We start from the raw sequence: 12,684 nt of genomic DNA on the forward strand, positions 1-12,684 counted from the left end.
GTTATAATGGCGCGTCTTCTTACTCGTTTTTAAGGTATTGCCATGCAAGAAAATGCCAACGTCGATCCACAAGAAATTGCCAAATTTGAAAACATGGCTGCTGGTTGGTGGGATCCTCAAGGTGAATTTAAACCACTGCATGAACTTAACCCACTACGACTGAATTACATCGACTTGAAAGCTGGAGGTATATTTCAGAAGCAGGTACTGGATGTTGGTTGTGGTGGTGGCATTCTTTCAGAAAGCATGGCCAAAATAGGGGCTAACGTCACTGGTCTTGATATGGGGCATGAACCTCTTGAAATAGCCAAGTTACATGCGCTGGAATCCGCGGTTACCGTCAATTATCAACAACAGACCGCCGAAGAGCATGCCGCTAGCCATCACGCCTATTATGACGTGATAACCTGTATGGAAATGCTGGAGCATGTGCCTGAACCGCAATCCGTTATTAACGCCTGTTGCGCCATGGTAAAGCCACAAGGCTGGGTATTTTTCTCGACCATTAACCGTAATCTGATGTCTTGGGTGCAAACCATCGTTGGTGCCGAATATCTGTTGAAAATGTTACCCGTTGGCACCCATGTTCACAGTAAGTTTCTGCGCCCGTCTGAGCTGATAGCAATGGTGGAGCATACCGACCTGCTCTGCCGTGATGCCGTAGGTATCAAGTACAATCCGCTTAACGGTATCTTTAGTTATACCCCAAGCGTGGAAGTGAATTACATGATTGCGTGCCAGCGGGTGGACTAACATCATGCGATCTAGCCCAGTGTCAGCATTACTGTTTGATCTTGATGGGACGTTAGTCGATACCGCGCCGGATCTGATCGCGGCGGTACATGCCACATTGGCACAAAACGCCATAGAAAGCGCTGTTGATTATGCAGCGCTACGCGCTCAGGCATCGAACGGCTCACTGGCGATGCTGAGAGCGGCGGTACCCCATGCAGATGAGCCACGACTGGAGTCACTCAGAGAGGTAATGTTACAACACTATCAACTTATTAATGGTACGGAGGCAACCCTGTTTGATGGGCTTGCGGAGCTCTTATCCATTGCTAAGACATATAGTATTGCGATAGGCGTAGTCACCAATAAGCCGGCGATATTTACTAAACCGCTGTTATCAAGACTCGGATTGCTAGATCAACTGCAATCGGTCATCAGTGCTGACACCACCCGTTTTCGCAAACCACACCCAGCACCGATGTTGCTGGCAGCGCAGCAATTGCAAACCCACCCAGATAATATCTTGTACGTTGGTGATGCCGAGCGCGACATTATTGCCGCCAAAGCCGCCAATATGCCATCGGCGGCAGCGCTGTGGGGCTACATTAATACCAACGATAACCCGCAACTGTGGCATGCCGATATGATGCTGCAACACCCTACACACTTAACGGCAATTCTTACCGGAGACAGCGTAATAGATCGTTAACGATCGCTGCATATTTTAGCAATCGCGCTGCTTAAATCTGATTGCTGGTATTTTAAACAAAAGTCGCAAATCCCTATATTGACGGCGTTTGTCGCATCTGTCAGGGAACGAATGGGGAGATATCCACAACATATGCCCCGAATCGTCACTTGCAAAACGTTGCTAGCCTCACTATCTTGTTACTCTGTAAATACAAAAACACCACATATTGTGTGTAGGTAACAATCCTAGCCACTAGTCGCAATACCATAATGCGGCAGTGAAAGACTGCTCAGAATCTCTAAATACAGCGTTCAGCAGTTGCCGATGGATTGTTGTACAAAGGACGTTTTGATGGTGTGCGCCATCGTCATTAATGATAAAACCAGGGCCTATCTTCAATGAATAGCAATATGACTGTCACCAAACGTAGTGGCGAAAGAGAGAATATTGATCTCGACAAGATCCATCGTGTGATCACTTGGGCCGCCGACGGTTTGGCTAATGTGTCGGTATCCGAAGTTGAATTGCGAGCGCATCTGCAGTTTTACGATGGTATTCCTACCGAGATTATCCATGAAACCATCATTAAAGCCGCAGCAGATTTGATCTCGCCTGATGCCCCTGATTATCAATTCCTAGCAGCGCGTTTGGCCATCTTCCATTTACGCAAAAAGGCTTTCGGCCAGTTTGAACCACCCAAACTTGCAGAGCATGTCAGCAAGCTGGTGGAAATGGGCAAATATGACCGTCATATCCTAGAAGATTACAGTCTAGAAGAGCTGGATTTGATGGATAGCTATATCGACCATTGGCGCGATATGACCTTCTCTTATGCCGCAGTGAAACAGCTGGAAGGTAAATATCTGGTACAAAACCGGGTCACCCATGAAGTTTATGAAAGTGCTCAGTTTCTCTATATGCTGGTAGCCGCTTGCCTGTTTTCGGGTTATCCGCGTCACAATCGTCTGCAGTACATCAAAGATTTCTACGATGCGGTTTCCACTTTTAAAATATCGCTGCCAACCCCCATTATGTCTGGCGTCCGTACCCCGACTCGCCAGTTCAGCTCCTGTGTGCTTATCGAATGTGGCGACAGCTTAGATTCCATCAATGCCACCTCATCTGCCATTGTTAAATATGTCAGTCAGCGCGCAGGGATCGGTATTAATGCCGGCCGCATTCGCGCACTTGGCAGTCCAATCCGCGGTGGCGAAGCCTTCCACACTGGCTGCATTCCGTTCTTCAAACATTTCCAAACCGCGGTAAAATCCTGTTCTCAAGGAGGCGTACGGGGTGGTGCCGCGACCCTGTTCTATCCATTGTGGCACTTGGAAGTAGAATCACTGCTGGTGCTGAAAAACAACCGCGGTGTTGAAGACAACCGTATCCGCCATTTGGATTACGGAGTCCAGATCAACAAGCTGATGTACCAGCGTTTGATCAAGGGTGAAAATATCACCTTGTTCAGCCCATCCGATGTTCCCGGTCTCTACGATGCATTCTTTGCTGATCAGGATGAATTTGAACGCTTGTATGTTAAATATGAGCAGGATGACACTATCCGTAAACGCTCTTTACGTGCGGTTGAGCTGTTCTCATTGATGATGCAGGAGCGCGCCTCTACTGGCCGTATCTATATCCAGAACGTGGATCATTGCAACACCCATAGTCCCTTTGATCCACATGTAGCGCCGGTTCGGCAGTCAAATCTATGTCTGGAAATCGCGCTGCCAACTAAACCGTTGAATGATGTTAATGACGCTAACGGTGAAATCGCGCTGTGTACTTTATCAGCACTGAATCTTGGTGCTATCGAAAATCTTGAAGAGATGGAAAAGCTGGCGGATCTGGCGGTTCGCGCTCTTGATAACCTGCTGGATTATCAGGACTACCCTATTCCTGCTGCGCGCTCTGCCTCAATGAATCGGCGCACGCTGGGGATTGGCGTGATCAACTTCGCTAACTACTTGGCCAAACATGGTGTGAAATATTCTGATGGTAGTGCAAATGCCCTGACCCATCGTACCTTTGAAGCTTTCCAGTACTACTTGCTTAAGGCCTCTATGGTTTTAGCAAAAGAGAAAGGCGCTTGCCCTCTGTTTAACGAAACCACCTATGCCCAGGGTATTCTGCCCGTTGATACCTATAAGCGTGATTTGGATAAAATTTGCAGTGAACCTTTGCATCTTGACTGGGAACAACTGCGGGCTGACATCAAGCAATATGGCTTGCGTAACTCTACATTGTCGGCGCTGATGCCCTCTGAAACCTCATCGCAGATCTCCAATGCCACCAATGGCATTGAACCTCCTCGCGGTTTGATCAGCGTTAAGGCCAGTAAAGACGGTCAATTGAAGCAAGTGGTACCGGATTACGAAAAGCTCAAACATAAATACGAGTTGTTATGGCAGATGCCTAGCAATGATGGCTATCTGCAACTGGTGGGCATCATGCAGAAATTTATCGATCAGTCTATCTCGGCTAATACCAACTACGATCCGTCAAAATATGATAGTGGCAAAGTGCCAATGCAAACCTTACTCAAAGATTTGCTGACCGCCTACAAACTTGGGGTAAAAACCCTGTACTATCACAATACCCGTGATGGTGCTTCTGATCGGCACGATGACCTCAGTGTTGAAAAAGAAGATGACGGCTGCGCCGGTGGTGCTTGTAAGATTTAAGGTGAATCGGGGCCTGTCGGCCCCTTTGTTTGGACGAATGAAACATGGCTTATTCAATTTTCTGTCAAACACCCAATGATGCCACCCGTGAACCGATGTTTTTCGGTCAGGCGGTAAACGTGGCTCGTTATGACCAACAAAAATACGAACTGTTTGAAAAACTGATTGAAAAACAGCTGTCGTTCTTCTGGCGCCCAGAAGAAGTGGATGTCTCTCGCGATAAGATTGATTTTGCGCAATTGCCGGAGCATGAAAAGCACATTTTTCTGTCTAACCTGAAGTACCAGACGCTGCTGGACTCTATTCAAGGCCGTTCACCTAACGTGGCATTTCTGCCGCTGGTGTCATTGCCAGAGCTAGAAACTTGGATTGAAACCTGGTCTTTTTCAGAGACGATTCACAGCCGTTCTTACACCCACATTATTCGCAACATTGTGAATGATCCTTCCGTTGTGTTTGAAGACATTGTGGTGAATCAGGAAATTCTCAAGCGAGCGACTGACATTGCAGACTATTATGACCACCTGATCCAACTGACCCAAGTGTATCATCTGCATGGTGAAGGCGTGTTTACCATCGCCGGTAAGCAACTTTCTGTGACCAGTCGTGACATTAAAAAAGCCCTGTATTTGTGCATGATGTCTGTCAATGCGCTGGAAGCAATTCGTTTCTATGTCAGCTTTGCCTGTTCGTTTGCCTTTGCTGAGCGCAAGCTCATGGAGGGTAATGCCAAGATTATCCGCTTGATCGCTCGTGATGAAGCGCTGCACCTTAATGGTACCCAACACATCATCAATCTGATGCAAGCTGGGCGCGATGATGCAGAGATGGGGGAAATTGCCAAAGAATGCCATCAGCAAGCATATGAGCTATTTCTGCGAGCGGCTGAACAGGAAAAAGACTGGGCCAAGTATCTCTTTAAAGACGGCTCGATGATTGGGCTTAATGAAACCATCCTCATCCAATATGTGGAATATATTACCAATCAGCGGATGAAAGCCGTCAACCTGCCGTTACCTTATCCAGAGCGCAGCAATCCATTGCCGTGGATGAAAAACTGGCTAGAAAGTGACGCTGTTCAAGTCGCGCCACAGGAAGTGGAAGTGTCCTCTTATCTGGTAGGACAGATTGATTCAGCCGTGGATGAAAATGAGTTCTCAGACTTTGATCTTTAAAAAGCGACCAATAGTGTTGCTGCAAGGCGAACCGCTGTTGCTGTGGAACTGGCAGCAACAGTCACAGACGTTGCTGCAGGTATTGGAAGCTAAAAAAGTCAGAATATTCTCTGAGTGTCGCAGTGGTTACTGTGGTTGCTGTCGGACTAAGATCCGTAGCGGTTCAGTGCGTTACCTTATCGAACCGCTAGCGGAACTGGCACCAGACGAGTGTTTGCCCTGTTGCTGTGTGCCAAATGACGATCTGGATCTTGAATTGTCCTGCAACGGCGCAGAAATGCCCTTGCTGAGAGAAAAACGGCACGCTTAAAGCCAGCAGTAGGGTCTTCCTTGAGGAAGACCCTACTGCTGCGAAGGTTTCCGTTATCTAGATCCGCATTGCCAACTCGGCACCATCGCGGATCGCCCGTTTGGCATCCAGTTCTGCCGCGAGTTTAGCCCCACCGATGATGTGCAGCGGTTTACCCAGTTGTTGCAATTCAGGCAGCAGTGCCAGATTTGATTCTTGCCCCGCACAGACCACTACAGTATCAACCGGCAGCACTCGTTCTTTCCCCTCAACCACAATGTGCAAGCCTTCATCATCAAAACGCTGGTAACTCACCCCTGACAGCGTTTCTACCCCATGCAGCTTAAGCATGGCCCGATGGATCCAACCAGTAGTCTTTCCCAGTGTTTTGCCCGGAGTCCCTGGTTTACGCTGCAACAACCACAACTGCCGTGGTGGAGCTTCTCTTGCCTTTTCCGTTAACAGCCCCCCCCGCTGCTGATAGGCGGTGTCTATTCCCCAACGCTGATACCATCTGGCGGGATTTAGCGTGGCCGACTTGGCTTCACCTAAAAACTGTGCCACATCAAAGCCAATACCACCGGCGCCAATAATGGCCACCTTGCTACCGGCACGGGCTTCTCCACGTAATAGCTGCTGATAACTGATCACGTTAGGGCTATCAAATCCTGGTAGCTGCAGCTGTCTGGGAATGACGCCAGCAGCGAGTACCAGTTCATCAAAATCATGCTGTGCCAACAACGCTGCCGTAACCGGTGTATTCAATTTAAGCTCGACCTGCAGATGCGCGAATTGGTAACGAAAGTAACGTAGGGTTTCACTAAATTCCTCTTTACCAGGGATCTCTTTTGCCAGATTAAATTGGCCGCCAATTTCATTACGGGCTTCAAAAAGTGTGACTTGGTGCCCACGCTGCGCTGCATACACGGCAAACGCCATTCCCGCAGGACCGGCGCCGACAACCGCCAGTTTTTTCGGCGTATAAGCTTTTATAAAATTCAATTCTTTTTCATATGCAGCGCGAGGGTTCACCAAACAAGTGGCGCGCTGCAATTTGAATGTGTGATCAAGACAAGCTTGATTACAGCCAATACAGGTATTAATCGCCTCATCCTGCATTGCTGCTGCCTTGTTAACAAACTCAGGATCTGCGAGCAATGGCCGCGCCATTGATACCATATCGGCTTGACCGCTGTCTAAAATCTGTTCAATAACCGCGGGCATATTGATACGGTTAGTGGCGATCAACGGAATTGACACCTCTTGTCGCAATTTAGCGGTAACCCAACTGAATGCGGCCCGAGGTACGCTAGTGGCAATGGTTGGAATACGGGCTTCATGCCAACCAATGCCGGTATTGATCAATGTCACTCCCGCCATTTCCAACCGCTTTGCGAGTAATACCACCTCTTCCCAGCTAGAGCCTTGCTCAACCAAATCCAACATGGATAAGCGAAAGATCACGATAAAATCGCTACCAACGCGGCGGCGAACCTCCTCAACGATATCGATTGCAATGCGACTGCGATTATCAAAGCTGCCGCCATATTCGTCCGTGCGGTGGTTGGTGCGACTGCAGATGAACTGATTGATTAGATAGCCTTCTGAACCCATGATTTCCACACCATCATATCCGGCCTTTTGCGCTAATCTGGCGCTACTGCCGAAATCTCGGATAGTCTTGCGCACTTGCCGGGCGGACATGGCCTTGGGGGTAAAGGGGGTGATGGGGGATTTCAGTTTGGAAGGTGCAACGGAAAATGGATGATAAGCATAGCGCCCAGCATGCAGTAGCTGCATACAGATTTTACTGCCAGTATCATGGACGGCCCGCGTGACTATCCGGTGTTTACCCACTTGCCAAGGGAAACTCAGCTGTGTGGCATTGGGGGTGAGCCGCCCGCGAAAGTTGGGTGAAATGCCGCCGGTGACAATCAAACCAACGCCGCCTAGCGCCCGCTCACGATAAAAAGCGGCCAGTTTGTCAAAGCCGCCTTTCTCCTCCTCCAGTCCGGTATGCATTGACCCCATGACTACCCGATTTTTCAAGCGAGTAAACCCAAGATCCAATGGTTCCAGCATCCGCCTTTGCACCGCCATTCAAATACCCTATTTAAACGTGTGTTTTAATCCAGCATAACCCGAGCCTGACTCAAGCTCAAGCGGCCATTATCGTCATGTTTTAACTAGGTGGATGTATAAGATCATTTACAAATGTATTTCGCTCAAGGGCCAAAATTCGGTTAGCATTGCCCTACTCGAAGGAATAAGGAAAGGTTATGTCCGCGAAACCTCTGACAACCAAAAATACGTTGATATTGATATGGAATGTCATCAATTTTATTCGTAAGTTGGTGCTGAACTTAGTGTTCTTCCCACTGTTTTTTTTGTTACTGATCGCGTTCGTGGTAGCGTTGTTCAGTAATGACGAAGTCAAGGTAGATGATGGTTCGGCGCTGGTACTCAATCTGGCAGGCCGTCTGGTCGATCAGAAACAAGAGATTGACCCGCTAGATGCGCTGATGAAACAGCGTCAAGACCGCGATGCCAATGGTGAGTTGTTGCTCAATGATGTGCTTTATACTATCGACAGTGCCGCCAACGATAAACGCATCAAAGCGCTGGTATTGGATCTGGCGGATCTGGCTCCCGGTGGAATTACTAAACTTCAAACCGTAGGCCGTCATCTTGAAGACTTTAAGAAAAGTGGTAAGCCGATTATCGCTATTGGCAATTATTACAATCAGTACCAATATCTGCTTGCTACTTATGCCGATACCATTTACCTGAATCCGCAAGGTATGGTTACTGTTGAAGGCCTCAGCAGTTATCGCCAGTTCTACAAGTCGGCACTGGATAAACTCAAAGTTAACACCCACGTATTCCGGGTTGGGACTTACAAATCCGCAGTGGAACCTTTTATTCGTGATGATATGTCGGATGCCGCCAAAGAAGCCAACAGTGCCTTGTTAAGTGATATCTGGAATATTTACACGACCACCGCCGCCAAGAATCGTGGCGTTAAGCCTGCAGATTTTGGCCTTGATTCTGCCCATTACCTGCAGGCGCTCAATGCCGCTGATGGCCAGTCAGCGGTAATGGCAGTTAACATGAAATGGGTTGATAAGCTGGCAACCGATGATGAGTTCCGTCAGGCCATGATTAAGTTGGTTGGCAAAGCCAGCAAGGGACATAGCTTTAAACAGGTCGACTATTACGATTATGCCACCTTAGTTGCACCGCAACCCACCATCATTCCTCATGATGGCATCGGTATTGTTGTGGCTAAGGGCAATATTCTTAATGGTAACCAACCTACGGGTACCATTGGGGGTGACAGTACCTCTGCATTGCTGCGCAAAGCCCGCTTTGATGACAAGATTAAAGCTGTGGTATTACGGGTCGACAGCCCTGGCGGCAGTGCTTTTGCGTCAGAACAGATCCGTCAGGAAGTGCTGGCGCTGAAAGCCGCGGGTAAACCGGTGGTGGTAAGTATGAGCAGTCTGGCAGCTTCTGGCGGTTACTGGATTTCTGCCAGTGCTGACTATATCTATGCTAACCCGGCTACCTTAACGGGTTCTATCGGCATTTTTGGCATGCTTACCACATTTGAGGATTCGCTAGCGGCACTGGGAGTCCATACCGACGGCGTCGCCACGTCTGAGTGGGCCAGTCTGTCGGTGACCCGCCCCTTGTCGGATGGTGTTAAAGCGGTGATCCAGCGCCATATCGAGCGTGGCTATTTGGATTTTATCTCGCTGGTAGCAAAAGAGCGCCATATGACCCTGGAACAGGTCGATAAAATCGCGCAGGGCCGTGTTTGGTCTGGCGTTAAAGCCAAAGAGTTGGGTTTGGTAGATGACCTAGGCGATGAAGATGCCGCGATTGCCAAAGCCGCAGAATTAGCCGGATTATCCAATTATGATACCCGGGTAATTGAAAAAGAATTGACGCCAGAACAGCTCTTTATGCAGAAGTTACTATCCAATGTTGCCGCTTGGGTACCGAACGGAATTGCACACAGTAGTGCTGCACAGCAGTTGCTTGGACAGCTGACCTCTATTGCTGAGGAATTCGCGGCGTTTGACGATCCTAATAACGTGTACCTCTACTGCGATAGTTGCAGTTATTGAAAAAACTTCAATAAGGCCCGGTTATCCGGGCTTTATTTTTTTTTATTGATATAATTTGCTTCTCATTTTTAACGTACCCTCAATCGCTGTCTCCGATGACCAAAAAAAATATCTATATCGCTTATACAGGCGGCACCATCGGTATGCAAAAAGCTGAACACGGCTTTGTACCGGTAGCGGGCTTTCTGACGGAATGTCTTAACTCCATGCCAGAGTTCTTCCGCGAAGAGATGCCTGCGTTTGTTTTGCATGAGTATTCGCCACTGATTGATTCTTCCAACATGTCTCCCGCACATTGGCAGATGATTGCTGACGATATTGAAGCTAATTACGATAAGTATGATGGCTTTGTGATCCTGCATGGCACCGACACCATGGCTTTTACCGCGTCAGCGCTTTCTTTTATGCTGCAGAATTTGTCGAAGCCAGTCATCATCACCGGTTCACAAATTCCGTTATCAGAGCTGCGCTCTGACGGCCAGACCAATCTGCTCAATGCGCTGTATATTGCCGCTAATTATCCGGTGGCCGAAGTTTGCCTGTTTTTTAACAACAAATTGTTCCGTGGTAACCGCACCACCAAGGCCCATGCTGATGGTTTTGATGCCTTTGCCTCGCCCAATTTTCCATTATTGCTGGAAGCGGGCATTAAAATCCGTTTACGAGCGGGCGCCATTGCCCACTATACTGGTGAGCCATTGCAGGTGACCCATATTCATCCTCAGCCCATAGGTATTGTGACGCTATATCCCGGGATCTCGAATGAGATCTTTCGTAATATTCTGCAGCAACCGGTAAAGGCGTTGATTTTGTTAACTTATGGTGTGGGCAATGCCCCGCAGAACCCTGAGCTGTTACAGACACTGAAACAAGCAAATGATAACGGTATTGTGCTGGTGAATCTGACGCAATGCCGTCAGGGGCGAGTCAATATGGGCGGTTATGCCACTGGCAATGCGTTGGCGGAAGCAGGCTTTATTAGTGGTTTCGATATGACCACAGAAGCGGCATTAGCAAAACTGCATTATCTGTTTTCGAAAAATCTTACCGTGGCCGAAATCCGCGACAAGATGCAGCAAAATCTCTGTGGCGAACTGACAAACGATTAATAGTTGTCCAGTAAAAAGGCCCCTTTGGGGCCTTTGCTACATCAGAGTTCGTCTTCTTTGAATTGGGCAATGTTATCGCCGCGGAAACGTTTTTTCAGTTCAGCTTTCGACAGCTCGATGACCTTGCCATCGCTGCCAATAGTGAAATGTTCTTGCTGCTGCAGACGGCGCTGCTGAAACAACATCACCACCTGCAAGGTAGAGTCGCGCTGTTCTTCAGACAAGCTACTACCATCTTCCCACTTACCGGTTTCGGCGGCATTTTTTAGCCGTTCATAGACTGCAAGCGGCATCTCATCAATGACTTTCAACAGATCTGTCATAGCTGTTTCCGTTTATTCAGAACAATACGTACTCGGGTAATCAGATACCCCACAAAACCGAAAGCAAACAAAACCCCACCAACAATCGCGCGGGGACCGCTAGCAACTTCTCCGCCCCAGAACCAGACGACAACGCCGGCAATGAAAATCGTCATGGCGATGAAGCTGTGAGTCATCAATCGGGTAGACTTTTCTATCTGCCTAATCCGTTTGGCCGAGGAGGTATCGCTATCGAGCGCTGTCTGACAATGAGGACAGACTTTCGCTTTATCAGAGAGGCGTTTATCACATATGGGACACGTTGTCAGAGCCATCACGATTCCTCAACGCAATTGATCAACAACAGCCAACATCGCAGTTAACGATGCTTCGCCAAGGTGAATACAACGTTCTGGTGACCAACCCACCATAGGATCGGCTAGGTTGTCGTTGTCTTTAAATGGCATTTCTAAGGTGTTGGATAAGCAATTAAAGGTCTGCGCCACCCAATTAGAGCCAATGGTCAGGTTGGCTTTGCCTGGTTCGTCTTTACCGTAACCAAACTCAGTCTGAAAATCGGGGCTGACCAACTGCAGGGCTTTCTCAAAGGAGCTTTGCAGTGATTGCAATTTACTGTTCCAGCCTGGTATGCCTTCACAACCTGCCAGGAACACATAAGGCAGCCCTTCATCGCCATGTATGTCATAGAACAGATCCACACCGGTCTGCTGCATTTTATTGACGACATAATAGACTTCAGGACTGTTTTCCAGAGAGGGCGTTTGCCACTCACGATTGAGGTTGACACCTTTGGCATTGGTACGCAGATGCCCCCGGACACTGCCGTCAGGGTTCATATTAGGCACCACATAAAAATTCGCTTTATCCAGCAATTGCTTTGCAACCGGATCGTCGGGGTCTAGCAATTTGTACAGCAGCCCTTCTACTAGCCACTCAGCCATGGTTTCACCAGGATGTTGACGTGCGGTGATCCAAATCGTGCGTTTTTCATCGCTATCATCACCTATTTTTATCAGCGTCATATCACGGCCATCGAGCGTCAGCCCCAGATGTTCCTGTGACACTTTTGGGTGTACCTGCACCGCACTTAGCAAATCCAGATGTCGCTCGTAACTGTATGGTGCAAAATAAGCGATCTGAATAGCATCGGCGTCCAGTTCCACAGCAATACTCAGCGTGCCGTCTTGGTACTGTGTCGGTAATCTAAACCAATGCTGCCGATCATAACTGGCCACCGCCTGATAGTTTTGCCAACCCTTGGGATAAGAAGAACTGCCAGCATTTACAATGTTGAGCGTGTAACTACTCCCCACTTCACCTTCGAAGCGGAAATTAAACCATTGGTAGAATTCGCCGCCTTCATCCTGACGTATTGCCAGTTGGATATTATCTTTGTGTTCCAGGCTTAACACCTGAATATTGCCGCCATCAAAATTGGCACTGATCCGCATAAAAATTCCTTGATTGTCAACCGGCAAAAACAAGTAACCGGTAAGCCAAAAACCGCCCTAGGATAAACCAAATCGGTATTAGATTAAATGCATAGCA

The 12,684-nt window shown here is 48.3% G+C and carries 11 protein-coding genes; 7 read left to right on the forward strand and 4 right to left on the reverse strand.

Features of this window, described 5'->3' with window-relative positions; genetic code table 11:
- Positions 1 to 42: 42 nt before the first annotated feature.
- The 5 genes from ubiG to yfaE all read left to right on the forward strand — a co-directional run bounded on the left by ubiG (position 43) and on the right by yfaE (position 5,592).
- Positions 43 to 753 (forward strand): bifunctional 2-polyprenyl-6-hydroxyphenol methylase/3-demethylubiquinol 3-O-methyltransferase UbiG, encoded by a 711-nt coding sequence (gene ubiG, locus IE064_RS03475; protein WP_189616422.1) that lies wholly within the window; start codon positions 43 to 45, stop codon positions 751 to 753.
- Between the two features lie 4 nt (positions 754 to 757).
- A complete protein-coding gene (locus IE064_RS03480; RefSeq protein WP_189616423.1) occupies positions 758 to 1,441 on the forward strand; it encodes an HAD family hydrolase in 684 nt (227 codons plus the stop codon).
- Positions 1,442 to 1,821: 380 nt separating this feature from the next.
- Entirely contained in the window at positions 1,822 to 4,107 is a 2,286-nt protein-coding gene (gene nrdA / locus IE064_RS03485; protein ID WP_189616425.1) for a class 1a ribonucleoside-diphosphate reductase subunit alpha, read from the forward strand.
- Positions 4,108 to 4,151: 44 nt separating this feature from the next.
- Positions 4,152 to 5,282 (forward strand): class Ia ribonucleoside-diphosphate reductase subunit beta, encoded by a 1,131-nt coding sequence (gene nrdB / locus IE064_RS03490; RefSeq protein WP_133039196.1) that lies wholly within the window; start codon positions 4,152 to 4,154, stop codon positions 5,280 to 5,282.
- Positions 5,251 to 5,592: a class I ribonucleotide reductase maintenance protein YfaE gene (gene yfaE / locus IE064_RS03495; protein ID WP_373295244.1), complete on the forward strand. Its 342-nt coding sequence runs from the start codon at positions 5,251 to 5,253 to the stop codon at positions 5,590 to 5,592. The genes nrdB and yfaE overlap by 32 nt, the downstream gene beginning before the upstream one ends.
- 57 nt (positions 5,593 to 5,649) lie before the next feature.
- Here yfaE and IE064_RS03500 read toward each other — a convergent pair whose 3' ends face one another.
- Complete coding sequence (locus IE064_RS03500; protein WP_189616429.1) at positions 5,650 to 7,653, reverse strand: NADPH-dependent 2,4-dienoyl-CoA reductase; 2,004 nt, start codon at positions 7,651 to 7,653, stop codon at positions 5,650 to 5,652.
- A gap of 197 nt (positions 7,654 to 7,850) precedes the next feature.
- On the opposite strand from IE064_RS03500, the gene sppA reads away from it, so the two are divergent.
- Both sppA and ansA read left to right on the forward strand, forming a co-directional pair.
- The gene (sppA, locus tag IE064_RS03505) at positions 7,851 to 9,704 is read left to right on the forward strand and encodes a signal peptide peptidase SppA (protein ID WP_133039199.1); all 1,854 of its coding nucleotides are present in this window, start codon (positions 7,851 to 7,853) and stop codon (positions 9,702 to 9,704) included.
- 95 nt (positions 9,705 to 9,799) lie between these two features.
- Positions 9,800 to 10,813: an asparaginase gene (gene ansA / locus IE064_RS03510; RefSeq protein WP_189616431.1), complete on the forward strand. Its 1,014-nt coding sequence runs from the start codon at positions 9,800 to 9,802 to the stop codon at positions 10,811 to 10,813.
- A 41-nt stretch (positions 10,814 to 10,854) separates the two neighbouring features.
- Here the strand turns inward: ansA and IE064_RS03515 are convergent, their stop codons facing one another.
- The 3 genes from IE064_RS03515 to IE064_RS03525 are packed head-to-tail and all read right to left on the reverse strand — an operon-like array spanning position 10,855 to position 12,587.
- Positions 10,855 to 11,136, reverse strand: a complete 282-nt coding sequence (locus tag IE064_RS03515; protein WP_189616432.1) for a DUF1315 family protein — start codon at positions 11,134 to 11,136, stop codon at positions 10,855 to 10,857.
- Positions 11,133 to 11,450, reverse strand: coding sequence for a zinc ribbon domain-containing protein (locus IE064_RS03520; RefSeq protein WP_189616434.1), 318 nt, complete (start codon positions 11,448 to 11,450; stop codon positions 11,133 to 11,135). The genes IE064_RS03515 and IE064_RS03520 overlap by 4 nt, the downstream gene beginning before the upstream one ends.
- 9 nt (positions 11,451 to 11,459) lie before the next feature.
- Positions 11,460 to 12,587: a M14 family metallopeptidase gene (locus tag IE064_RS03525; RefSeq protein ID WP_189616436.1), complete on the reverse strand. Its 1,128-nt coding sequence runs from the start codon at positions 12,585 to 12,587 to the stop codon at positions 11,460 to 11,462.
- Positions 12,588 to 12,684: the final 97 nt, after the last annotated feature.

Origin of the sequence: Shewanella fodinae (assembly GCF_014651955.1) — a bacterium.
GTDB lineage: Bacteria > Pseudomonadota > Gammaproteobacteria > Enterobacterales > Shewanellaceae > Shewanella > Shewanella fodinae.

Bases quoted from the DNA above. Each gene is read 5' to 3' on its own strand.
- IE064_RS03480 (WP_189616423.1), top strand. From the start codon at position 758: ATGCGATCTAGCCCAGTGTCAGCATTACTGTTTGATCTTGATGGGACG.
- IE064_RS03500 (WP_189616429.1), bottom strand. From the start codon at position 7,653: ATGCTGGAACCATTGGATCTTGGGTTTACTCGCTTGAAAAATCGGGTA.
- nrdB (WP_133039196.1), top strand. From the start codon at position 4,152: ATGGCTTATTCAATTTTCTGTCAAACACCCAATGATGCCACCCGTGAA.
- ansA (WP_189616431.1), top strand. From the start codon at position 9,800: ATGACCAAAAAAAATATCTATATCGCTTATACAGGCGGCACCATCGGT.
- nrdA (WP_189616425.1), top strand. From the start codon at position 1,822: ATGAATAGCAATATGACTGTCACCAAACGTAGTGGCGAAAGAGAGAAT.
- sppA (WP_133039199.1), top strand. From the start codon at position 7,851: ATGTCCGCGAAACCTCTGACAACCAAAAATACGTTGATATTGATATGG.
- IE064_RS03515 (WP_189616432.1), bottom strand. From the start codon at position 11,136: ATGACAGATCTGTTGAAAGTCATTGATGAGATGCCGCTTGCAGTCTAT.
- IE064_RS03520 (WP_189616434.1), bottom strand. From the start codon at position 11,450: ATGGCTCTGACAACGTGTCCCATATGTGATAAACGCCTCTCTGATAAA.
- yfaE (WP_373295244.1), top strand. From the start codon at position 5,251: ATGAAAATGAGTTCTCAGACTTTGATCTTTAAAAAGCGACCAATAGTG.
- IE064_RS03525 (WP_189616436.1), bottom strand. From the start codon at position 12,587: ATGCGGATCAGTGCCAATTTTGATGGCGGCAATATTCAGGTGTTAAGC.
- ubiG (WP_189616422.1), top strand. From the start codon at position 43: ATGCAAGAAAATGCCAACGTCGATCCACAAGAAATTGCCAAATTTGAA.